General features: G+C 65.0%; 17 protein-coding genes. 4 read left to right on the top strand and 13 right to left on the bottom strand.

Going from position 1 to position 23,316, the window contains the following annotated elements:
- Nucleotides 1-57 precede the first annotated feature (57 nt).
- The 4 genes from bla (at nt 58) to BUA94_RS21030 (ending at nt 4,660) form a co-directional block, all read left to right on the top strand.
- Nucleotides 58-1,020, top strand: coding sequence for a class A beta-lactamase (gene bla, locus BUA94_RS21010; RefSeq protein ID WP_084082170.1), 963 nt, complete (start codon nt 58-60; stop codon nt 1,018-1,020).
- A 267-nt stretch (nt 1,021-1,287) separates the two neighbouring features.
- The gene (locus BUA94_RS21015) at nt 1,288-2,241 is read left to right on the top strand and encodes a D-2-hydroxyacid dehydrogenase family protein (protein WP_073015340.1); all 954 of its coding nucleotides are present in this window, start codon (nt 1,288-1,290) and stop codon (nt 2,239-2,241) included.
- 682 nt (nt 2,242-2,923) lie between these two features.
- Nucleotides 2,924-3,745: a M15 family metallopeptidase gene (locus BUA94_RS21025; RefSeq protein ID WP_073015342.1), complete on the top strand. Its 822-nt coding sequence runs from the start codon at nt 2,924-2,926 to the stop codon at nt 3,743-3,745.
- A 60-nt stretch (nt 3,746-3,805) separates the two neighbouring features.
- On the top strand, nt 3,806-4,660 hold the full coding sequence (locus BUA94_RS21030; RefSeq protein ID WP_073015343.1) for a hypothetical protein: 855 nt from the start codon (nt 3,806-3,808) through the stop codon (nt 4,658-4,660).
- Between the two features lie 424 nt (nt 4,661-5,084).
- On the opposite strand, the gene BUA94_RS21035 is transcribed toward BUA94_RS21030, so the two are convergent.
- Genes BUA94_RS21035 through tssB form a run of 13 tightly spaced genes read right to left on the bottom strand, consistent with a single transcriptional unit; the run spans nt 5,085 to nt 23,214 of the window.
- Nucleotides 5,085-6,134 (bottom strand): hypothetical protein, encoded by a 1,050-nt coding sequence (locus BUA94_RS21035; protein ID WP_139251238.1) that lies wholly within the window; start codon nt 6,132-6,134, stop codon nt 5,085-5,087.
- Nucleotides 6,135-6,138: 4 nt separating this feature from the next.
- On the bottom strand, nt 6,139-6,867 hold the full coding sequence (locus tag BUA94_RS21040; RefSeq protein WP_073015345.1) for a PP2C family protein-serine/threonine phosphatase: 729 nt from the start codon (nt 6,865-6,867) through the stop codon (nt 6,139-6,141).
- The gene (gene tagF / locus BUA94_RS21045; RefSeq protein ID WP_073015346.1) at nt 6,864-7,823 is read right to left on the bottom strand and encodes a type VI secretion system-associated protein TagF; all 960 of its coding nucleotides are present in this window, start codon (nt 7,821-7,823) and stop codon (nt 6,864-6,866) included. The genes BUA94_RS21040 and tagF overlap by 4 nt, the downstream gene beginning before the upstream one ends.
- Nucleotides 7,823-11,419, bottom strand: a complete 3,597-nt coding sequence (gene tssM, locus BUA94_RS21050) for a type VI secretion system membrane subunit TssM (RefSeq protein WP_073015347.1) — start codon at nt 11,417-11,419, stop codon at nt 7,823-7,825. Before tssM ends, tagF begins: the two co-directional genes overlap by 1 nt.
- Nucleotides 11,420-11,422: 3 nt before the next feature.
- Nucleotides 11,423-12,868, bottom strand: coding sequence for a type VI secretion system protein TssL, long form (gene tssL / locus BUA94_RS21055; RefSeq protein ID WP_073015348.1), 1,446 nt, complete (start codon nt 12,866-12,868; stop codon nt 11,423-11,425).
- 25 nt (nt 12,869-12,893) lie between these two features.
- Nucleotides 12,894-14,228: a type VI secretion system baseplate subunit TssK gene (tssK, locus tag BUA94_RS21060; protein ID WP_073015349.1), complete on the bottom strand. Its 1,335-nt coding sequence runs from the start codon at nt 14,226-14,228 to the stop codon at nt 12,894-12,896.
- Between the two features lie 30 nt (nt 14,229-14,258).
- The gene (gene tssJ, locus BUA94_RS21065) at nt 14,259-14,696 is read right to left on the bottom strand and encodes a type VI secretion system lipoprotein TssJ (protein WP_073015350.1); all 438 of its coding nucleotides are present in this window, start codon (nt 14,694-14,696) and stop codon (nt 14,259-14,261) included.
- Between the two features lie 12 nt (nt 14,697-14,708).
- Nucleotides 14,709-16,409 (bottom strand): type VI secretion system-associated FHA domain protein TagH, encoded by a 1,701-nt coding sequence (gene tagH, locus BUA94_RS21070; RefSeq protein WP_073015351.1) that lies wholly within the window; start codon nt 16,407-16,409, stop codon nt 14,709-14,711.
- Between the two features lie 3 nt (nt 16,410-16,412).
- Nucleotides 16,413-16,703 carry a PAAR domain-containing protein gene (locus BUA94_RS21075; protein ID WP_073015352.1) on the bottom strand — a complete coding sequence of 97 codons (291 nt, stop codon included), beginning with the start codon at nt 16,701-16,703 and terminating at the stop codon, nt 16,413-16,415.
- The gene (locus tag BUA94_RS21080) at nt 16,700-17,335 is read right to left on the bottom strand and encodes a DUF6931 family protein (RefSeq protein WP_208980185.1); all 636 of its coding nucleotides are present in this window, start codon (nt 17,333-17,335) and stop codon (nt 16,700-16,702) included. The genes BUA94_RS21075 and BUA94_RS21080 overlap by 4 nt, the downstream gene beginning before the upstream one ends.
- A 10-nt stretch (nt 17,336-17,345) precedes the next feature.
- Complete coding sequence (locus tag BUA94_RS21085; protein WP_073015353.1) at nt 17,346-19,472, bottom strand: type VI secretion system Vgr family protein; 2,127 nt, start codon at nt 19,470-19,472, stop codon at nt 17,346-17,348.
- 26 nt (nt 19,473-19,498) lie between these two features.
- Nucleotides 19,499-19,807 carry a hypothetical protein gene (locus BUA94_RS21090; RefSeq protein ID WP_073015354.1) on the bottom strand — a complete coding sequence of 103 codons (309 nt, stop codon included), beginning with the start codon at nt 19,805-19,807 and terminating at the stop codon, nt 19,499-19,501.
- A complete protein-coding gene (tssB, locus tag BUA94_RS21095; protein ID WP_073015355.1) occupies nt 19,807-23,214 on the bottom strand; it encodes a type VI secretion system contractile sheath small subunit in 3,408 nt (1,135 codons plus the stop codon). Before tssB ends, BUA94_RS21090 begins: the two co-directional genes overlap by 1 nt.
- Nucleotides 23,215-23,316: the final 102 nt, after the last annotated feature.

Consider the following 23,316-nt stretch of genomic DNA (forward strand, 5'->3'; position numbering starts at 1 on the left):
TGATCCTGTCGCCCGAAATTGCCTTCGACCCATCGGACACAGCCAGAAGCGGACCTCATGACCTTCAAAAGACCTCTCACGGCCCTTGCCGCCCTCGCAGCGCTTGCCGGCGCCTATAGCCTGTCCGGCGCAAGCTCCGGCACTGGCCTCTTTGGCGCATCTGGCCTCGATCCGGTTGCCCCGGCATTTGCCGGCACCGCCAAGACTGAAACCCAAGCTCCTACAGCGGCCATCGACACCGTGATTGCCCGCAGGGAGGAAGAGCTCGGCGCCCGCATCGGCGTTCAGGTGCGCGAGCGGGAGGGCGGCTTCAACTATGCCCATGCGGCCGATGACCGGTTCCCCATGGCAAGCACCTTCAAGGCGCTGCTCTGCGGCGCGGTTCTGGCCCGGGTGGATGCGGGCGAAGAGGATCTCAGCCGCCGGATCACCTATAAGGCCGCCGATCTCGTCGCCTATTCCCCGGCAACGGAAAAGCACGTCAAGGACGGCATGACCATCGGCAAGCTGTGCGAGGCGGCGGTCACGCTCAGCGACAACACGGCGGCCAATCTGCTGCTGGAGAGCGTTGGCGGACCGCAGGGCCTGACAGCATTCCTGCGCTGGAGCGGCGACAGCACCACCCGGCTGGACCGCACCGAGCCGGATCTGAACGAGGCCCTGCCGGGAGACCCGCGCGACACGACGACGCCCGCCGCCATGAGCGAAACCATCGACCGGCTCGTCTTTGGCGACGTGCTGATGACCCGCTCGCGGGCACAGCTGCGCCAGTGGATGATCGAGGACAAGGTGGCCGATGCGCTGATCCGCTCGAAGCTGCCCAAGGGCTGGACCATCGGCGACAAGACCGGCGCCGGCGCACGCGGCACCCGCGGCATCACCGCCTTTCTGATCGCGCCCGACGGCCGGACCTTCCTGGCAACGATCTACCTCACCGAGAACGAAGCCGACCTGAAACAGCGCAACCAGGTCATCGCCGACATCAGCGAAGCAATCTTTGGCGTGATCGCGGAGAAGTAAGTTCCTAGCGCCTTTCAGGCTCCCGGGGCGGGAGGGCAGTCAGCGGCGGGCCTTGGTCAGCCGGATCTGAGTGTCCTCCGCCTCTCGCGGGGTGCCCCAGCCCAGATGCAGCCGGGAAAGAAGGTTTTTCCTCATCCTTGAAACGGGCACCGGGTGCATAGCGCAGGGTTTCTGTCCTATAGGCGTTTCCCGCCCCATTGGCGGCAGCTTCAAAGGCGGAATATAGTGGGTGGGACATGTTCATTGCTGCAGCCTTGCGGAGCCTTCATGAAAATCGCTGTTCTTGATGACTGGGCGAAAGCCGCCCCTGCCATGGCCGATTGGGCCGGGCTTGCGGCGGAGATCCGCTTTTTTGATCAGCCGCTCGGGGAGGGGCTCATCGAGGCGCTTCAGGATTTCGATGTGGTCTGCCTGATGCGCGAGCGCACGCCCTTTCCGGCCAGCTTCATCCAGGCCTTGCCCCGGTTGCGGCTGATTGTGACCACCGGCCCGCGCAATCTCAGCATCGATGTGGCGGCTGCGAAGGCGCAAGGGGTCACCGTCTGCGGCACCCGCTCGCGCAAGACCACCACGTCGGAGCTGACCCTGGCGCTGATGCTGATGCTGGCCCGGCGCCTGCCCCAGGAAACCGGCCTTCTGGCCTCTGGCGGCTGGCAGGGCGCCCCCGGCCGCGATCTCGCAAGCCTGCGCCTGGGGCTGGTGGGGCTTGGCAATGTGGGCGCGCAGGTGGCAGCCCTTGCCAAGGCCTTCGGCATGGAGGTGGCCGCATGGTCGCCGAACCTTACACAGGAGCGCTGCGATGCGATCGGCGTCGGCTTTGCGGGCAGCCTGACGGATCTGGCGGCCGCAAGTGACGTGCTCTCTGTCCATATGGTGCTGTCGGAGACGACCCGGGGCCTGATCGGCGCGGAGGCCTTCGCCGCCCTGCCGGAAGAGGCGATGGTTCTCAACACGTCCCGGGCCGGGCTGATCGACCGGGACGCCCTGTTCGAGGGCTTGCGCGAGGGACGCCCCGCCCAGGCGGCCATCGATGTCTTTGAGGAAGAGCCCCTTTCGGCGGATGATCCCTGGCGCGCTGCGGCAAGGGAGTTCGGGCCGAAGCTTCTGCTGACGCCGCATCTTGGCTATGTCACCGAAGCCACCTGGCGCCTGTTCTATCAGGACACCGTCGAGGCCATCGCCGCCTTCCAGCAGGGCACGCCGGTCCGGACCCTGACCTGACGATTGCCCATGGGTGTCTGGGGCGGAGATCTGTTCCAGATACACCGGCAACCCGGCTTGCTCCCATCTCCCCCCTTGCGGGGGAGATGCCCCCGAATGGGGGCAGAGGGGGGTATAAGCCCCTCAGACTGCTGACAAAAACCCAAAGCCCCTTGCGGGCGTCAAATCGCGAAGAGTTGGATGTCATCCCTGCGAAGGCAGGGATCCAGTAGCCATCTGAGGTAACTGCCTTTTTCAAGACCCCACTCTAGCGCGTACTGGATCCCGGTCTTGGTGCAGGGCACCAAACCGGGATGACCAGCAAACTGGGCTGCTTTGTCATCGACCTTCTGGGTATAAGCCTCTCGGAACATTGCAGTTTTTATGAGTATGCAGAAACCTTACCCCCCCTCTGTCAGCTATCGCTGACATCTCCCCCGCAAGGGGGGAGATGGGTGTATGCCGAGCGGCTTTTGTGCCTCATCGAGCTTTGGGCCGGAATTTAACCCGGAAACCGCATTCCAAAAGCGTCATTTCCTTGGGTCCCCCATGAACCTTTTGCCCTGACCGCGTCACTTACCCAAGGAACTGCCCGGAAAACCTGATGATGACCTGATGCTGACCCGAGGCTGGCCCGATTGCGGGCCGGACTTGGGCCGGATGTGGGTCAGGATCCGGGCCGGGACTTTTGGGGTTTGCCGTCATGCGGGTCTTGTCTGCTCTTCTGATCGCTCTGGCGATCGCTTCCGTGCCGTTTGCCTGGCATTACGCGCAGCGCGAGCTGGCGCCGGTGCCTCCGGCTGCGCCCGTGGTGGACACCAGCGCCCTGGAGGCGGAGGTGGCAGCCTTGCGCGAAGAGGTCAACCAGCTGCAGGGCCGGGTGGACGGGCTGGACATCCGGACGTCCCTGGGCCTGTCGCGCGGCAATGCCGAGGAACAGCCGGTGGAAGAGACCCGTGCCGCCTCCGACAGCCTGAAGGATTCCTTTGCCCAGGTGGTGCTGATCGCCGACCGGCGGGCCGCCAACGAAGGCTTCACCGTCGCCTCGCCCTCGTTCCTGCAGGATCTTCTGGGCCTGCCCCGCGAAGGGCTGACGGATGACTGCCAGTCGGCCACCAATCCGGCGCTGAAGGACCTTTTGAAGACCGAGAATGTAGGGCCGATCGATGCCCGCATGCTGGAGCCGGCGCTGGTGTCGCTCCGGCAGGTCTTTGCCAATGTTCAGGTTTTCGAGCCGGAGCTCTATGCCCGGATCAAGAGCGCCGGATCCCTGTGCGTGCGGCGGATCCGGGGGTCGATCACCTCTGCCTCCTCCCATGCCTATGGCCTGGCGGTGGACATCAACATCGACGGCGTTCTCGACACCCTGGCCGATGGCCGCACCCAGCTTGGCCTGATCCTTCTGGCAGATTTCTTCAAGAAGGAAGGCTGGATCTGGGGTGCGGGCTTCGGCCGGGAGGATTCCATGCATTTCGAAGTCAGCCGCGAAAAGCTGCTGCAATGGCGCAGGCTCGGAGAGATCTGAACCTGCCGCATTTTTTGTTTTTTCACGACGATCCCGTCAAGACATTCTGAGAGGACCCCCATGGCCAGCAAGATCGCTCCGATCGTGTATCCCAAGACTATCCAGGAGCTGGTCACGGACCCGGACTTGCTGGAGGTGTTCCACCCCTTTGCGAAAAAGGTGCCGCAGGTCTGGAACATGGTCGACTTCGTGGACGAGAAGCCGAGCCCGAAGTCGATCTATTCTGTCTATCTGGCGCCGAATGCGTCTCTTCCCGTGCCGGTCACCGGCAAGCTCGCCGCAGAAGTGCAGGCGCTGCACGCCCGCGAGGAGGCAGGCGAGTCGGTGGACTGGGCAGGCCTTGCCAAGGCGCTGGAAAAGGAATTCCTGAAGATCCTCAACAGCCAGATCCTGCCGGCCTTTTACAAGAGCAAGCCGTTCGAGGCCTTTCACAAGCAGAATGTGCTGAAGGCTGCCCGCGAAGCCATGGACAATCCGCAGGAGATGGCGCGCAAGCTGAAGATCAAGAACGTCAAGCGGCTCGAGACCCTGATGCTGGTCGTGACCCTCGACGAGATGGACAAGGCTGGCTCCCTGGCCGACAAGCTGATCCGGGCGGAGAAACTCTCCCTCGACAAGAAGGCGCTTCTCGCGGCCCTGAAGAGCGGCAAGGTGCCGGACGCAGATGCCAAGCCGAAGAAGATGAATGTCACGCCGCAAAGCCTGCGGGACTGCGGCTTCAGCAATCCGGAGGACAAGATCCTGCAGAAGGCGGTCAAGGAACTGGTCAAGGCGGTCCATGAAAACGACCGCGTCCTGTTCCTCGCCCGCACCAAGGAAGTCTGCAAGCTCGAACCGAGAGGCGCCCCCATCGCCAAGATGAGCCCCCAGCTGCTCCTGAAGACCCTGTTCAAGGCCAAGGTTCTCAGCAGCTGATCCCGGCAGAAGGGGGGGAAGAGAAATGCTCTGGCAATGAGTGGCCCCGGATCTCCGCTTCGCTGCGTCCGGGGTGACGAATGGGCTTGGGGGTGATGCCGAGATTCTGCTCGCGATGAGGTTGGCAGAAGCAGGCTTTTGCCCGTTTCGAAGGTCGAGGCCTGTCCCGTCCTTTTCAGGCGGTCACCCCGGGCGAGCATCGCGAGACCCGGGGCCCACTCGCACTGCGTCTTTCAAAGAATGTGCAATGAGCGGCCTGTCTGAAAATCGGCCGACGCGGCGCGGGCTTGGTCTTGATGCCGTGCTCAACGTGATCGCTCTGCAAATGAGTAGGCCCCGGGTCTCCGCTCTGCTGCGCCCGGGGTGACGAATGAGCTTGGGGTTGATGCCGAAGGCATTTCTTGCGTTTTGACAGCAGTCCAGCTCAGGCGCATGGGCACAGGGAGCACATGTCGAAGGGCTCCATGTCGAGCGCCACCTGCAGGCTGCCGCGAAGGGCCATGACCACGCTCAGGAACGGCATGATGGCAAGTTTCGGCGGTTTGAACTGGGTCATCGCCATGGCGAAGCTGGAACCGCCTGCAATGCTTTCCCCGAGCTTGATGTCCTCGAGCGTTGGCAGGGTCAGGAGCAGGTTGTTGAGCTGCATCGCGCCGACTGGGATGGGAAAGGGAATGCTGAACTGGCTCCACATGGTCAGCATGCGCTCAACGGAGGCGATGACCGGGGGGGAAAACGCGTCCTCGCCGAAGGCCTCGTTGATGACGTGAAGCGAATCCAGCACCAGGGCGAGCTTGCGCAAAATGGGCATGGGAATGACGAGATTGGGCGGCGTCAGGGACGCAAGACCCATCATCACGTTCTCCATGGCGGACAGGGAGCCGGGCTCGCCGAGAGGAGGCAATTTCAGCGCCTCGGTCATCGCCAGAAGATTGGGAAGGCCGCCCAGAAACCGGGCCATGACGAGCTGCGGCCGGGTCAGCGCGGGGGTGAAGCTGGCGCCGAAGCCGGAGGAAGGGGGTTCTGCCGGAAAGGACGCAACGGCAATCGGGTCGATGCCCAGGGCCTGCAGGTCGATCACCAGCCGGGCGATGATGGCGTAATTCACCAGCGGCTGGATCTTGAGGGTCGTCAGCCAGCCGAGCCTGGGCCAGACATTCCTGACCAGACTGTCGGCCGCCTGATTCATCTGCATTTCCAGCATTGGCAGCTCATCGAGCACGAAATTGCCGGAAATGAGCGACAGCATCATGGACAGGGCGACCATCGGCCCGCCGCCGCTGAACTCCATGCTGGGCAATGTAACCGGGTTCATGCCGGCGGCAATCTGCATGTCCAGGCGGTTTGCCGGAGCCAGAGCGGGCAGGGCCAGGGCCAGTTTCATCGAAATGGGTATCGTGGGAAACACCGGCACGATGCCGGGCACGAACATGTTGCGGGCCGTATCTGCCGGGACGGAACAGAAACAGGGCATCGGTTCAGACCTCCACGGCAATCACCGACACATTGTCGGAGGCCCCGCCGGCCAGGGCGACGGACAGAAGGCCATCGGCAACGGTTTCGATGGGATGGCCGGTGAGATAGTGGCTGAGGGTCGCCTCGTCCGCATATTGGGAGAGGCCGTCGGAGCACAGGAGAAACCGGTCGCCGGGCAGGATGTCGCCGCGCCGCTTGTCGATCTCCAGCTCGTCGCCGACGCCGACCGCCCGGGTGATCTGGTTGCTGCCGGCGCAATTGGCCGCTTCGTCCCAGGTCAGGCGGCCCTGTTCGACCAGTTCGCCCACCACCGAATGATCGAAGCTGATCATGCTGAGCGTGCCCTGGCGCAGCCGGTAGAGGCGGCTGTCTCCGGCCCACAGGCACATGAAATGCTGTTCGGACAGGACCAGCAGCACGACGGTCGCGCCAATGGTGCCCTGGGCCCGGCGGTGGGCCTCGGCCTTGATATGCTCATGGGCTTCGAACAGCGCCCGCCGGGCTTCCTGCATCACGCTGGCCGGATCGAGACCGGCGGGCAGGCTGTTCAGCGCGTCGACCACGGTCTGGCTGGCATAGTCGCCGCCCGCATGGCCGCCCATGCCGTCGCTCACGGCCCAAAGGCCAAGGTCCGGGCGGGCCAGGATGGCATCCTCGTTGACCTTGCGCACGAAGCCGGTGTGGGTCGTGGCGCTATGGCCTCTTGTGTCCTTGAGAAGGCTGCCGGTCATCCTGAACTTTCCGGGTCTTGCGTAGGAGTTGAAAGGTCCGGGGCGGCAGGCTGCCAGCAGGGCGCCTCCAGATCGAAGAAGGCCGATGCCAGATCGGCTCCTTCAGGCAGTCCCGGCACCAGAATGAGGCGCTCCGTTCCCTGATAGGCGGAGATCCAGAGGCTGGTGGTCAGCGGATCGGGAAGGGAGGATTGGCTTCCCGTTTCGATGGGGTTACCCCCCTCTGCCCCCTTTGGGGGCATCTCCCCCGCAAGGGGGGAGAAGGGCGCTGCGGCAAGTGTCGAAGATGTGCCTGAGCCTCCCGTCCCGGCCCTTCTCCCCCCTTGCGGGGGAGATGTCAGCGTAGCTGACAGAGGGGGGTGATCTTCCGGCAGCAGAATGAGCTGCGCGGGACCGGCAGAGCTGACCTTCAGGACCTCACAAGAAGATCCGGGCGCCAGCATTTCCTGAAGCTGGTCAAGGGGCAGGGCGTCTGATGGCGCCTGCTGCATTTGCTTCGTCACCTGTGTCACGGCCTCTTCAAGCAGGGAGAGCGTGGCATCGTCGTCCAGCATGGCAAGGGCAGCGTCCTCAAGGGCGGGGAAGACCGGTTCCAGCAGATTATAGGCGTCCACCGCGCTCATTGGGACCTCTCCGGTTTCCTGGCTTTCCAGGGCAAGGCAGAGGGGGAACTGGCGGCCGACCCGGTCGACGCTCGGCATGATCACGCCGGCGCAAGGGGCGGGGCCGAACACACCGGCGGGCGTGACAAACCGCCAGATCGGCGCGGTCATATAGGCCGCCTGCCACTGATCCCCCAGAGCCTGCCGGCCTGCCGTCAGCAGCTCCTGGAGCCACTGGTCTAGGTTGCGGATCAGGCCGGCGGACAGGCCGGAGCGGATGAAATCGCCGGTGCAGGGCACCTTGCCATACCATCCGGCCTGCCACGCGGCCTTGAGGATGCCCCCGTCTTCCATCACAGCGAGCTCGGGCAGGAGAAGTTGTTGAGCGCGGTGATGGTGAAGGGGTTCAGCGCCGAGCCTGCCCGCAGCTGGAAGATCGCGATGCGGCCGCCGAGGTTGAAGATCACCCGGTTGCGGTCCGACACGTTGGTGCGGCGGACTTCAGCCGTGTCCAGCAGGCGGAACCAGGCCCAGGGGCCTTCCCGCTGGATGGTGTTGTTGAGGTCGGTGCGGGCAGGGGAAACGGTGACGCGGGTGCGTCCGCCGCCGCCCTGACCGGGCCAGACCAACGGTGTCACTTCCGGCGGACCATGGGCATAGGTGACCGGCTGGCCATCGATTTCCACCACCACCTGTTCCACATTCGGATCCAGCGCGACGGGCTTGATGTCGAAGGTGACAGACGGCTGGCCGGGGGCCAGGAAGAAGCTGTCCCGGATTTCCCGCGCCTTCTGGAACTGGGAGATGACCGCGCTGGAGATGCCGATATCGACCCCGTTCACCCGGCGCAGCCGCCAGGGATTGGCGGAAGTGTCGACGAAGGGGGCAAGGTTCTCCTTGAAGAACCCGTCGATCAGGCCGTCCGGCGCGAACAGCTTGCCGAAGTCCTTGATGGCAATGTCCGCCTTTGCCTGACGGTCGACCGGATAGCGGCCATTGATCGCCTGCTGGCAGAAGGGCAGCACATCGGCCTGCCACTTGATGTTGAGGTCCGTGCGGGCCCCGCCAACGGCAGCGCCCGAAGAGGCGGCCACGACCTGCGCCGTCCAGCGTTGCAGCGGGTTCGGCAACTGGGTGGTGAGTACTTCCAGCTGGTCCGACGCCGTTGCCTTCTGGCCGACGATGGAAGCCCCGGAATCCTGGCCGAGGGACAGGCGGTTCAGCTCGTCGAAGACGGCGCTCATCCGCTGCATCACCTCGTCGAGGCGAGAGGGAACCCCATCAAGGCTGGCAATCACATTATGCAAGGGCGCAAACCGCTCTTCCACGAAGGCACCCGGAAGGGCCGGCTTTTGACCTGCTTCCGAGGCCGCGACGGAAGAAGACAGGGCTTCGACCGCTGTCTGCCCGCGGGCATCGAGAGCCGAGACCACTTCATCCCGGAGGATTTCCGCGGCCGCGGACCCAACCCCGGTCTTGACCGCTTCGGCGCCGGGCAGCTGGGTCAGCCGGGTTTCCCTGGTCACCGCGTTGAGGATGTTGCGCACCGGCGAGGTCGGGCCGGAGAGGATGTTGATCACCTGGGTCGCCTGACCGAGGCTTTCCATCGGGATGATGTCCACATCCGACAGCAGCTCGTCATAGCGGGCCACATAATCGTTTTCGTAAAGGGCCAGCACGTCGCGGGACAGGCGGGCCAGGGTTTCCGGCGTGACTTCTTCGGCCTTCGGCCCAAGCACCAGTTTCTGGAACTTCACCCGTTCTTCAAGGGTGGTCAGTTCGGGCAGGAAATAGGTGTGGAAGCCCGCATAGGTATAGACCCCGTCGACACCGGCGCTGAGCGGTTTGCCGGACGTGCGCAGGAACACGCGGGACACGGCCGGACCGCCCGCATCGGTGATGCGGAAGGGGGTGAGGCGCCGGGTGGCCGGGGACTTGATGATGCTCTGATAGACCCGCTCCGCCAGCGGCGTTTCGGCCAGAAGCGACTGGATCTGGTCGACCAGGGGCCCGTTGAGGCCGATCTGGCGCATGGGCTGGTTCAGCAGTTCCTCAAGATGATCTGCAAGATCGGCCTGAAGCTGGTCCTGTCCCGGATATTCGAGAGCCCAGTCCGCCTGCATCCATTGCTTCACGGTCTCCTGATCCAGCGGCCCTTGGAGGCCGAGCATGAGATAGACCTTGAGCGCTTCGAACAGGAAGTCGGGATTGTTGATGTTGGCCTGCAGCTGCTCTTCCAGGCGGAACAGCATGCGCGGCAGGAACAGGGCGTTGAGCGCGCCGCGATAGGCCTGGGCGGATTCCGTGCCGATGGCATCGCCCTGATAGAGGCCGAAGGTCAGCTCCACCGGCGGTTCCGGATCGCTGGCTGCCGGATTGCCCGGCAGGTCGCGCAACTTGTTGAGCGCGGGCACGATGGGCGGCAGGTTGTCATCCTCGATCGGGCTTGCCGGGATCTCGCGCGCAATCGTGCGGACCTCGTCCACCTGGGCGCGGGCACCTGCAACCAGATCCAGATTGCCCAGATAGCTGTTGGTCCAGACCGTGGCAGCCCCCGCAAGGCCGATCACACCGGCGGCAATGGCGCCGCGCTTGATCCAGCGGTAGCGCCGCTCGACCGCATCATCGGCGGACACGAGACCGGACTCGGGGAAAATCACGCCGTTGAGCAGGCGGGTCAGGAAGAAGCTGCGGCCCTGGCCCCGGCCACTGCCGATGGCCTGACGCCCGATCCCGAAGGTGCGCGACATGCCCATCATCAACCGGTCGATGGGCGTGCCTTCCTGAGTACCGGAGGTGAAATAGACCCCGCGCAGGAACTGGCTGTCCTCATAGCGGCTTTCCTGAAAGATATCGCTCAGGAAGGCCTTGGCCACGCCATGGAGCGAGGCGATCTGGGAGGGGAAGCCCGCGATCAGGCTGCGGCGCTGATAGTCGGTCTCCGCCTGCATGCGTTCCAGGCTGAGGTTGGACAGCTGGGCGACCAGCGTCTCGAATTCCGCATCGAAGGCGGCCACCGGATCGCCCTCTTTTGAGGCCTTTTCGAAGGGCAAGGTGAAGCCCCAGACCTGCTCGCGCTCGGTCGCGCCGAGATTGTCGAAGAACTCCTGGAACCCGGCGATCAGATCCGCCTTGGTGAGCAGGATATAGACCGGGAACCGCACCCCGAGCCGTTCGCGCAGCTCATGCAGGCGCACGCGGATCGCGCGGGCATGGTCGCGGCGGCCGGTCTCATCCATCAGGGACAGGTCGGACAGGCTGATGGCCACCAGCGCACCGTTCACCGGCTGGCGGCGGCGGTATTTCTTCAGCATGTCCAGGAAGCCGGTCCAGGCCCGGGCATCCGCATCCTTGTTGCTGTCCTGGGTGGTGTAGCGGCCGGCCGTGTCGATCAGAACCGCCTCGTTGGTGAACCACCAGTCGCAATTGCGCGTGCCGCCGACGCCGCCGATGGCCGTCTTGCCCATGCGCTCGGCGAGCGGAAACTGCAGGCCGGAATTGACGATGGCCGTCGTCTTGCCCGCGCCCGGAGGGCCGATGATGATGTACCAGGGCAGCTGGTAGAGATAGCGGGTGCTGAAGCGGCCACCGAGCTTGGACTTGCGCAGGAACCCGAGCGCCTCGGTGAAGCGCTGGCGCAATTCGCCCAGCTCCGCCTCGACCGTCTCGTCGTCCGACCCTCTAGCCGGGGCCGCCGCATTGGTGGCGATGGCTTCGGTCATCTTCCGGTCGCGGGAGCGGCGGGAAAGAAGAATGCCGAGAATGGCAATCACGGTCAGGGCCGCAATCGCGCCAAGGGCGATCAGGCGGTTGCCGGTGCTGTCGAAGGGCCGGACCGTGCCAAGGGCCAGCAGCGGGCCCAGATACCAAAGGGCGGCAGCCAGGATCACGCTGAACAGGATCAGGATGGGAATGGGGCTGAGGACCCGGGAGAGGAGTTTCTGAAACATGGGTCAGGCTGCCTTCACGAGAATGACTTCGATGCGCCGGTTCTTGGCGCGGCCGTCGGGCGTGTCGTTCGGGGCGACGGGTTCCTTGTCCGCGCGGCCTTCCGCAGTGATGCGGGCCTTGTCGCTGAGGGACAGGGAGACCTGCGCCATGACGGACTTGGCCCGGGCGAGGGAAAGCTGGAGATTGGACGGGAAACGGGCGGTCTTGATCGGCACATTGTCCGAATGGCCTGCCACGATGATGCGGCCCGGCTCGTCGTCCAGCGCCTTGGCGACCCGGTCCATGATTTCCTGGAACCGCGGATCGAGCTGATCGGAGGCCGAGGCGAACATGCCTTCCCCGGTGATGGAGATGGTGAGCGTGTTGCCTTCGCTGCGCACGCTGACCAGCCCGGCCTTGATTTCCGGCTCCAGGAAGGCGGAGACGGTCTCGATGGTCTCGACCTGCTTGGGCGCGGGCGGGGCGGGCGGCGGGGGCGGAGCCGGACGGGCCAGTTCGATCGGGCCATTGAAGTCCAGCGCCGCGATCTGCGTGCCGAGCTTCTCGGTGTCGCCGCTGAGCAGGAAGGAAAAGACGAAGAAGATCAGGCACAGGGCGGCAAGCGCGGCCCCGCTGGCAATGAACACCGGCGTCCAGAAGGAAATCAGCTGATGGCGGATGCCCGTGCCCTTCCAATGGGGGGCGAGCGCCGGTTCCGCCGAACCCCGGTGGGTGCGGATCAGGCGGGCAAGGCCATCGCGGATCGACAGGTGCTTTTCCGCCCCGCGCTGCGCCACCCGCAGGCGGCCCTCGAAACCGAGGCTGAGGCAGACATAGAAGAATTCGAGCAGGTCCAGGTTCTGGGACGGGGAGGCTTCCAGGCGCGTCAAGAGGTCATAGAAGCGGTCGCCGCCATAGGTCTCCTTGTGGAAGGTGCCGACGATGCTCTGCTGGGTCCAGATGCTCTGGCCGCCCCAGGGGGTGTTCAGCACTACGTCATCGACCGTGGCGCAGATGGCGTAGCGGGCCATGCGCACCATGTCCGCCGGAACGCCTGCCGCGAGCGCGTTGTTGCCGAAGGCGCGAACCTCGGCGATCACGCTTTCGCGCAGGGCGGCGGGATCGGCATGTTGGGCGCGGTTGCGGATGCGGGCGACGAGGGCAAAGAGCGGTGAGGCCGCCGCATTCAGCGCGTTCATCCCGGCAGAGGCATTGTTCAGGGGAACCGCAGGACCTGCAGGGGCTGGTCCACCGGCTGAGGGCTGGCCATAAGCCTGTGCGGGGGCATATGCCTGCGCCGGGGCTTGAGGTTGACCATGAGGTTGCGATTGCGGCTGCCCAAAGGCCTGCTGCGCGCCTTCGGGCGGCGGCATCGGTGTGGGCGCGGCCGGTCTGCGGCCCGCCGGGTTGGGCCGGATCACCGTCTTTTCCGTATCGAACGGTTCGGCAAAGGGGTCGTCACGGTTCATCGGTCGCTCCTCAGCGTGCGGCGGGTCAGCGGATGGCCCAAAGTTCCATGTCCAGATCCGGGAAGTCGCCCGCAACGTGGATGGCAAGACCGCCGGACGTGGTCATCTGCTTCCAGTAGGGGCTGGTGGCGTCGAGCTCGAAATAGACGACGCCGGCGTGATAGGGCACCTGGCGCGGGGCCACCGGCAGGGGCCTGAGGCCAATGCCCGGCAGGGCCGAATTGACCAGCTGGCGGATCTCCTCCACCGGGCCGAGCTTGGCCTGGGTGGGGAAGTGGCGGCGCACGCTTTCGGCCGGAACGGCAGCCTTGGCCGCCAGCACGAAAGTCGCCGACTGCAGCAGGCGCTTGTCGGAAATCATCGCCACCGAGATCCCGTATTTGCGCGGCTCGATCGGGATCGACACGGCGCCCTGTTCCAGCACCGCGCTCAGGTGCTGGCGCAGCATGCGGAAGACCGGCTGGAACACGTTGGTCAGGTCGTCATGGCGGTAGGCCGGGAATTGAACCGACAGCTTTTCCGCAGTCATGAAGGTCGCCAGCTCTCCGGCGAGGCTCACGAGAGCCTGATAGATCGTCTCCGGATGGGCGTTCTCGATGGAGATCAGATGGCGGATCACCGGCAGGGCGCGGTTGACGGAGATCAGCAGCAGGAAGTCCGCGATTTCCGCAACGCCCCGGGCATTGCCGTTCTGATTGAGCCGTCCGGCCAGCGCTTCGGCCCGGTGGCTGAGCAGGCCCTCAAGCTCGGTCAGGAAGCCGTGCAGCGGGGGGGCTGCCCGCGCATCCGTGCAGGAAGCGATGAAGGCTTGATCAAGCACGATTTCCCGGTCGGGCCGGACCTCGATGATCCGGGCGATCGGGATCACCATCTGGTCCGACAGGTCGTCAAGATCCAGGGCAAATTGCAGGCGCAGCTTGCCGATGGCCATCAGCACGGAGCGCCGGTCCCGGCCCATGCTGTCGCTGATTTCGATCTCGTCCACCTGATAGCGGGCGGCCGACTTGGGCGATCCGGTCAGGTCCACTTCCGCCGCGCCAGCGCGGCGGATCGGAATGGCGAGATAGACCACCGTGTTCTTGATGCCCCCCGGCACATCCAGCGCCTGGGGATGATCCTCGCGCTGGGGCACCTTGAAGGTCACCCCGTCCGGGGTCAGGCCCGAACAGGATTTCACAGCGATCTTGCCGAGCTTCAGGAGATCCTCGTCGAGTGTCAGCTCCCTCAGGCCCCACAGATAGGGGGCAGCAGCGGCGGCAACGCCGGAGACAAGCGCCTCGACGTAGCGATCATGCTGTTGGAAGTGGTGGGGCTGGAGGAAAAGACCCTCCTGCCAGACAACCTTGTTTTCCCAGGACACGCTCTGAATACTCCTTTGGCCCGAACAGGATTAGCGGACCGAAACCGTGGTGCCGGACAGGGTGGCGCGGACGCGGTTGTCGGAATTGGGCACGAGGCGCTTCACGCCCTTGAACTTCGCCCGGTCGATATCGCGGAACGCGCCGACGATGCCGATGGCGGTCGGTGTGCCATTGACGCTTCTGACGTCGGAGACGGTGCGGCCCGGTGCCAGCTGGAACTCGTCGACGGCGATCAGGTCCGTGCCGAGGGTGGCTTCCGGATTGTTGAACAGGGAGAAGAAGTCGCTGCTCTGGAAGGTGGCGGGCGAGGCGAGGTAATAGACCTTCACCTTGGCCGGAGCGCCGCCGTTCATGTTGGCTGCGCCGGAAATGGCCAGATCGACCGTGGTCGGTGCGGGGCCGCCCGACACGCATCCGGCGAGGGCAACGAGGCTGCAAAGGGCAAAGGCTGCGGATTTAAGACGCATGGTGTGTTCCTGTCATAGCTTCTTGAGTTGTTCTTCGTAGGCGCGGGCAAATTCACGGCCGAAGGCGGACTGGAAATCATCCTCGGTTTCCCGGGCGATCTGGGCGTACATCTTCTCGTAGGCCTCCCAGTAGCGGGCCTTCCTGCCGCCCAGCAGACCGCCGAGGGAGGCGCCGGATTCAATGCGGGAGGAGAGCTTGTCCGGGCTGAGCCGGACCAGGAGATCCTTCAGCGCCGCCTCCATGCCGGACATCATCGCGATCTCGTGGGCGCGGATGTCGGCCAGCCCCTGGGCTGCTGCGGTTTCCGCATCCAGATAGCCGCGCACGGAGGGGCGGATCATCGCTTCCACCGCCTGTTCCGGGCTGATCGAGAACTTCAGCGGGTTGTTGCCGCCGCTGCTGATCATGGTGCGGTTCATCCGCATTTCGCTCTTGATCGTGGCCCGGGTCAGCAGGATCTCGCGCATGCCCGCAACAAGCGCGGCAAAGACCCGGCCCATGCGGGCCATGGTTTCTTCCAGCTCCTCCGCCGGAATGGCGAGATGGCTGGCGCCAGCACCAGCCAGAAACGCCCGCGCGGCGGCTTCAGACCCGTGGGATGGCGCCGGTGCTGCGGCCACGGGAGCCGGAGCCTGGCGCACAGGAGAGGCTGCAGCGGGCCGCGCTTCAGGCAGCGGCTCGGCGAACGGGTTCGCCGCAGGCTCTAAGAGAGGATCCGGAAAGGCTTCTGGCTGCAACCCGGGCAGTGTTTCCGGCAAAGAGCCGTCAAGCGGGCCATCCAGCGGGCCTGCCAGTGGATCGTCAAAGGGCGCCTGCACCGGCTTGGCAGCTTGAGGAGCCGGGGAAGCCTGATGAACTGGCTGTTGCGCTGGGGCGGCGGGGCTTGCCTGCGGGGCGGCAGCGGGCGGCAGAAGATCGTCCCAGTCGTCCGGGATCAGGGACGGCTTCACGGAAGGCGTGGGAAAATAATCCTGCTGCGTCGGCTTGTGGTCGCCTTCGCTGGCGCCATGAGGCCATGCGCTCTGTCCCGGCATTGCGCCCTGCGGCAAGGCTTCGGGCGCAGCGGCAAAGGGATCGTCCAGCCCGAGCGGGGCTCCCGGCGCAAGCGGATCATCCCTGCCGAGCGGGTGGTCAAAGGCCAGCGGATCGGACGGGCGCACCGGCGGCGCCCATGCTCCTGGATGGGCCCCCGGATGGGCAGCAGGCTGGCCAGACGGCAAGGACCCGTGGCCGGGCGCGTCCAGCGGTTCGCCGAAGAAGGCGTCCCAGGGCTCCGCGCCATTGTCCAGCGGATCGTCCAGGCTGATATGGGCCGGGTCGCGCACAGGCGAGACCGGCATGTTGCGGCTGTCATCGGCCGGGGGCAGGGGCTCGTTCGCCATCGCATGGGCCTCAGCCGAGGTGATGTCCACCACCAGCTCGAAGGCGCCCAGGAGCACCACATCCCCATGGCTCAGCGGGGTCGGGATCTGGCCGATCCGCTCCGCGCCATAGTTGAGGAACGTGCCATTGGTGCTGAAATCGATGATGACGAAATCACCGGCCCGTTCCTCGATCACGCAGTGGCGCTTGGACAGCAGCCGGTCCGGATCGGGCAGGGACAGGTCGTTTTCCTCGCCCCGGCCAATGGTCAGCACGCCGTCCTTCATCGGGACGGCGGACATGCCGTTGGGCAGGGTTCCGGAATTCATCAGGCGCAGGGTCAGGCTCATGGTCTAGCCTCCAACCAGAACGGTGGGGCAGCCCATCACGATCAGGCCGCCATGGCCGCAGGTGTCCGTCAGGCGGGCCTGGGGCTTCTTGCCGGTCAGAACCGTGACAGAGCCCTTGGCAATCAGGTCGGGCGGGCCGACGCAGACGGCCATGGCCGTCGCGGTTGCCGCCGGCATCTTGCCGATCAGGACCGTCGGGCAGGGCACGACCACCGGTCCGCCCACATGGGGGATGACACCGGTGACCATCGGGCAAACGTGATTGTCGCCGACACGGGCTGCGGGAAGGGTCATGGGGTCTGCTCCTTCTGGCTTGCGGCGGAGCCGGATGGCAGCGTGCCGCTGCCGCCGCGGGCGATGTCGAGGGCGCGGGCCAGCAGCAGCTTGCCTTCTTCTTCCACCTTGTCTTCGTCGTGGAACAGGGCGGTGAGGGCCATGCCGAAGGCGGCCGCGCCGACAGCCCCTTGAGGGGCGTCATAGTCTTCCAGCTCGCCGGGCCCGAGCGTGCCGTCCGCAAAGGACGCAGCCATGGCACAAAGCACCGTCTCGTCCTCGTTGGTGGCCGTGTCGAGTGCCTCGCGGGCCCCGGTTCTGGTCTTCACGCCGGGCTGATAGACCCAGGCTTCGGCGGCCTTCAGCGCCGGGGGAACCGGAGCGCCATCGGCCAGGGTGTCGCGGGCAGAGAGGCACGCCCACCAGGTCGCCTCGCGGGCGGGCAGGCAATGGGCCAGAAGCTGCAGCATGTCGATCAACGCGCCCTTGTCTTCCAGCTCGGCCAGAACCTCGGCGATGGAGGCGCTGGCAGGCGCATCGAGCCGGGTCTGCAGCACCGCATTGCCACGGGCGAGAACCCGGGCAGCGGGGGCGGCGGGCACCTTGGTCAGGTCTGAAAACCGGCTGGAACTGGGCATGTGCGGCGTGGTCATCGCGGCCTCCTCAATTGATCATCGTCAGGCTGCCCTTGGCGATCAGCAGCCCTGAGGATTTCAACTGGGTCATGCCGCCGCCCTCGAGCTTCAGCATGCCGCCGCCTTTCAGTTCGGCCTGACCCTTGCCTTCCAGCTTCAGCTGGCCATTGGCGGTCAGCTTGGCCGTGGCATCGGCCTTGAACTCAAGCTGGGGCGAGGAAATCGTGACCTTCGACGGGGTGATCTCGACCTTGGAGGCCCCGCAGGTCAGCGTGATCTTGGTCCGGGCCGAAATGTCCAGCGCCGCGCCCACGTCGATGGTGTAGCTGCTGGAAATGTCGTCGTTCTTCTTGCCCTTGATCGAGACCGCCTGATTGGCCGCCACCTTCAACAGATCGTCGGCGCCGATGTCGGTCTTGCGCGACTTGGCGATGAACTGGGTTTCCTCGCCCTTGGCCACCGTGAAGGAGTGGTTGCCCTCGCGGATCGTCTCGGTCTTGTCGCCGTGAATGGTCTGGGTGTAGGTGCCGCCCTTCTTGTGCTCCAGACCGACGGTGATCTCGGCATTGTTCTTGATGATCTGCTTGTAGTCGCGCTCGGACTGGAAGCGGACGAATTCCGCATCCTTCTTGTCCTCGAATACCAGCTCGTTGAACCCGGCACCGCCCTTGGAGCTCTGGGTCTTCACGCCGCTCTGGGTCTGGTGCGCGGGCAGGGTGTAGGGAACGCGGGTGTCGCCATTATAGACCATGCCCGTGATCAGCGGCCGGTCCAGGTCGCCATCCTCGAACTGGACGACGACTTCCTGGCCGATGCGCGGCACGCCGACCGCCCCCCAGCTCTTGCCGCTCCACGGCACGGAGGTGCGGATCCAGCAGGAGGAGGTGTCGTCGCGCTTGCCGTCGCGGTCCCAGTGGAACTGGACCTTCACCCGGCCATGCTCGTCGGTCCAGATCTCCTCGCCCTTCTTGCCGGTGACGATGGCCGTCTGCACGCCGGGAAAGCGCGGGCGCGGGGTGGTCTGCGGCGCACGGAACGGGGCATCGGCGGGCTGGGTCTGGAAGATGCAGCGATACATGTCGAGGCTGTTGGTGGTGTCGAACGCCAGCTCCCGGCCGAGGATCGCCTCGACGAATTCATTGTCCTGGATATCCGCATCGATCTGGATCTGGTGGCGGGCGGAAATGACCAGATAATCCGCATTCTCCGCCTTGCGCGGATGCTTCTTCAGCTTGAACTTTGCGCCGACCGCCATCTGCCGGACATTGCTGACCCCATGCCAGCGCTGGGTTTCGGCGGCAAAGCCTTCCACGCGCACCTTCGCCAGATGCTCGCCGGTGCGGGTGTCCAGGTGGCGGCCCGGATAGTCATAGACCTCGTAGGACTTGTAGGCGTGCTTGCCCTTGGGCAGGGCCTTGACCGAGGTCAGGTCCGAGCGCGGCTTCTCGAAATCGAAATCCTTGAGCGTGACCTTGCCGGTGCGGATCCGCTCGCTGCCCCGCCATTCGAAGATGTGGTCGTTGGTGCGGCGGTATTCGTCCTCGCGGAAATAGAACTCGATCTCCGCATTGTCCTCGACCGGCTTGTGCACGCTGGCATCGTCGGCCAGGACCAGGGTTTCCTTGGTCTTCTCGTGGGTGTGGTAATAGTAGATGCCTTCCTCTTCCATCAGGCGGGAGAGAAAGGCGAAGTCGGATTCCTGATACTGAACGCAGTAGGTCCGCTTGCGGTATTTCTGCTTGGTCAGGTCCTTGAAGTCGGAAAAGCCGTGCTGGCCGAAGACGTCCTTGATCACGTCGATGACCGACTTGTCCTGGAAAATCCGGCAGTTCTGGGTGCGGGTCAGGAACCAGAACCAGGAGCGGACGGCGGCGCGGTAATAGCCACGCCCGGCATGGGAGCCGAGATATTCCGCGCCCACGCAATGGCCCTGGAAATAACGCACCTTGTCTTCCGGCGCATCCACTTCCAGCCGCAGCCGCTCGCCGACGATCTTTTCCAGATCGATGTCGATGTCATGCGACATGAACTCGATGGTCGTCTCCGGCAGCTGGCTCAGGCCATCGGTCATTTCCGCGCGCACCAGCCAGCCCTTGAGCTTGGCCGGCAGCACGAGCCGGGCCTTGCGTCCTTGGAGTGTGATATCCTGTGACATCCGGGATCCTTCTTGTCCGCTCCGGGTCAGCCGAGCTCTGGTGCGGTGAAGACCATCAGTTCGCCGCGCCGCTTCACGCGCTCGACGATGGCCGGATGAACTCCCCACAGCTGACCTGTGTTCTGGCCTTCCGGCATCATGGACTGGAGGTGGGAGGCCGTGGAAAACCGCAGGCACTTGACCGGGGTCGGATAGGGATCGCGGCCGTTGAGCAGCGCATCCAGATGCTCCTCGCCCTCAAGCAGCCAATAGGCATTGCCGACCTGGGCCAGAAGCATTCCGCCGATCTCGTCCGTCTGCAGGTCTTGTGTGTCGGTGCTTGTCTCAAGGCTCATCACAGATCTCCCAGCAGAGCGGCCAGTTCAGGGTCCATATCCAGGTCATCGCCGCCATCAGCTGACGATGTGTCCTCGCCAAATCCGGACAGGAGGTCGTCGAGGTTGAGGTCTCCATCCCCACTGGCATCATCACCGCCGGACAGGGCGCCGAGATCGAAAGTGGCGTCCGTATCGTCCGCTGCGCCTTCCGCGGCTGCCGCGTCCTCGCCAGCGCTCTCCTCCGCATCGGCCTTGTCCTTTCCAAGGGCCGACGAGAAGGCGATGCTGGTGCCGGAAACCGCCGTTCCCATGCCGGGCGACAGCTCCCAGGGGCCGTTGAGTTCGCCCGCGCCGAGCGCCTGGAAGGACCCCTGACGGACCTCGTTGCGGCCCTTGATCGACAGGACAGGCATGAAGCCCCGGCTGACGACATCGGCCATGGTGCGGGTGTTGAGCAGGCGCTCCGTGCAGGGCAGGGCGATCTGGTCGCCATACTGGTCGGTCATGATGTGGACGGGAATGTCGCCCAGCGACATGATCTCGCCGAGGCGCATGGCCTTGCCCGACCGCTTGACGGAGGCGGCCAGCAGGGTGGCGCTCAGGATCACCGGATTGGCCCAGAGCATGCCTTTCACGCCGCTGCGCAGGCTGAATTCCTCGAAATCGAACGGATCGACCGGCTCGGTCTTCTCGCCATAGGGCTGGCGCAGCAGGAAGCGGGGCGAGGCAAGGCCCGCGAAGGCGGCCTCAGGTGCTGCCCGCAGCCGGTCCCAGGCCTTGGCGGTCAGCGGATGCCGGTCCTTCTTCGGGGTGTCCAGGAACTGGGCAGAGATCGACGTGACGAAAGGAGCGTTCATCCAGGCGGAGATCTTGGCCATGCGGGCCATCAGCTCCGCATGGGGCGGGGTCTCTTCCAGCATGTAGAGGCCGAAGACTGCGGAAAGCGGCCCCTGAGCCTCATCCAGGCGGGGCGCTTCTGCCAGAAGGCGGAAGAGACCGCTGTCGGCCAGATCGTCATGGGCGGCGAGATCCGCGGCCCATTCCTCGGCGGAAACGTCATAGAGCACGATTTCCAGCGTGGCGTCCGTCTCGATCCGGCGGGCGAGAAATTCCAGCGAGCGCCAGGTGGATTCCACCGCCTGGAAATCCGGGTGATGCAGGATCGTGCGCATGGCGCCGGACAGCGCCTCGTCCAGGGCGGCGGTCAGACCGGCCTGTTCCTGACTGGCGGCGGCAACGACATGCGGGCCGACGATCCGGCCGATCAGGTCTTCCGCCGGGCTGGCGGTTGCCAGCTTGCCCTGCATGTCGCCGATCAGGCTCTGGAAATCGCTGAGCTTGCGGTCCGCAGGAACCGCGCTGCCCTTGGAGCGCAGACGGGAGACCGGCAGCACGCCAGCCTCTGCGGCCCAGGCCTTCACCTCGGCCAGCGCAGAGGCTTCGCCGCGGGAGACCCGCTGGCGCAGGCCGGCCAGCTCTTCAAACAGGCCGACATTTTCATAAAGCTCGTCGGGATGAAGGTCATCGAGGCTGGAGAGCGGCACTTCGACCCCCGCGCCATCCGCGCCGATGGGCAGCACCAGCGTGGTGGCAAAGCGGGCAATCACCGCGTCGATCGTGTCCACGTCGAACTTGATCGGCTTGCGGCCTGCCAGTCCGTCGCCGGTTTCCATGTCGCCGCGGCTGGCGCGGCCGGAAAAATCGCCCAGGAGCGCGATGCGGAATTTCTTGCGCGGCTGGCCATGGTCCTCGGGCTGGGGCGCGCTGAGCATGCCGAAGGGATCGGCCGGAGCAGGCGTTTCCTCGGCGTCGAGGCCAAGCGTCTCGTCCGCAGTGTCGTCGCCGGAAAGCAGGGCGGCCAGTGCAGCGTCCTCATTGTCATCTTCGGCCAGAAGCGCGGCAAGCTCATCGTCTGCCGAGAGCTCCACCGAGTCCTCCCCAGACGCATCAAGGGCCGCATCAGGAGCCTCATCGCCGCCGTCCAGAAGCGAGGACAGGGCGTCACCTTCGTCATCTGCCATCAGAGCCGCAAGCTCGGCGTCAAAATCCGCATCGGCTTCTGCGTCCGCATCCTCGGAGACGTCTTCGGACAGGTCTTCTTCGGTCTGCTCAAGTGTCTCTTCCGAGACAGAGGCGAGAAGCGCGGCGAGGTCGTCGCTGTCATTGCTGGTGTCGCCGTCGTCTTCCGCCATCAAGGCTGCGAGATCGAAATCCAGATCCGTATCCGCTTCATCCTCGTCTTCGGCTTCTTCCGGGGTCTCGTCAGATGTCTCTTCTTCAGACGCATCCGTATCCTCGGCAACAGCGGCCAGAAGCGCCGCCAGATCCGCGTCTTCATCCTGCGCGTCCAGGGACTCGAAGTCGAACGCGGTGCCGTCTTCGTCCTCTTCGGAAACCTCGTCTTCGGCTTCGCTGCCGCCGTTCAACAGATCCTCAAGGCCGGACATGTCCCCGTCCAGCAGGGCGGCGAGTTCATCGTCCCCGTCATCACCCGCGTCGCTGTCATCGTCATCGGAGGCGCCGGTTTCCAGACCGGCCAGCATCGCGGCCAGATCCGGGCCCTCTTCCGCTTCAAGGCGGCCGAGGTCGTTTTCGTCCTTGATGCGCAGCAGGGCGGCAAGGTTCAGGTCGCCATCCTGTCCGGAGGCAGGCACTTCCTCGGGCGCGGACAGCTTCAGGCCCTGCAGCACTTCTGCAGTGTTGGTGTCTTCCAGGCCGGTGTCCGGCAGGCTCTCGCTGAGGGTGCGAAGACCGGCCAGCGCCTGTGTTGTTTCCACCCCGTCATCAGCTGCCTCCGCAACCGGCCGGGCCTTCAGGCTGGCCAGGACGCTCGACGTGGTCTCTTCCAACGCGGGCGCGCTGGCGGTTTTGTTGGCGGCTTCATGCGCAGCGCGCAATCCGGCAAGGGCGGCCTGCTGGTCCGCAGTGCTGGAGGATGCGGCAGGCGCAGCGCTGAGGGCCGCAAGGGCGGCAGGGTCGCTGATCAGCTGGGCGATCAGGTTCTCCGCGCCGGTCTTGCCGTCCATGTAGGTGGTCAGATGGGCCAGCCGGGTGCGGGCTTCCAGCAGCTTGGCGAGTGGCTCGACCTTTTTTGCCAAGGCGGCGGGCGTGAAATCCTCAAGGCTTTCAAAGGTAATGTCGACGGCAAGGCTGCCTTCGCCGGTCAGCGTATTGTTGACGGTGAAGGCCGCCCGCGGCTTCATCGACTTCATGCGCTCATCGAAATTGTCGATGTCTATCTCGAGGAACTTGCGGTCGCTGACCGGCGCAAGCTCTTCGGACGGCTTGCCGCTCAGGTCCGCCAGGACCCCCATGACGAAGGGCAGCTGGACCGTCTTTTCGGCACCGTACAGTTCAACGTCGTATTCGATCTGCACCCGCGGCGCCCGGTTGCGCGCAACGAATTTCTGACCGCTGTTCGACATCTGCCGCTCTCCACAAGCTCATCCAGGGGACATGCAAAGGCCAGGAATTCCGGCCTGTTCCCTAGTAAGTGCCCGCACAGCTGCCCGAGGTTCGGGGCTGGA

This window comes from Roseibium suaedae, from assembly GCF_900142725.1.
GTDB lineage: Bacteria > Pseudomonadota > Alphaproteobacteria > Rhizobiales > Stappiaceae > Roseibium > Roseibium suaedae.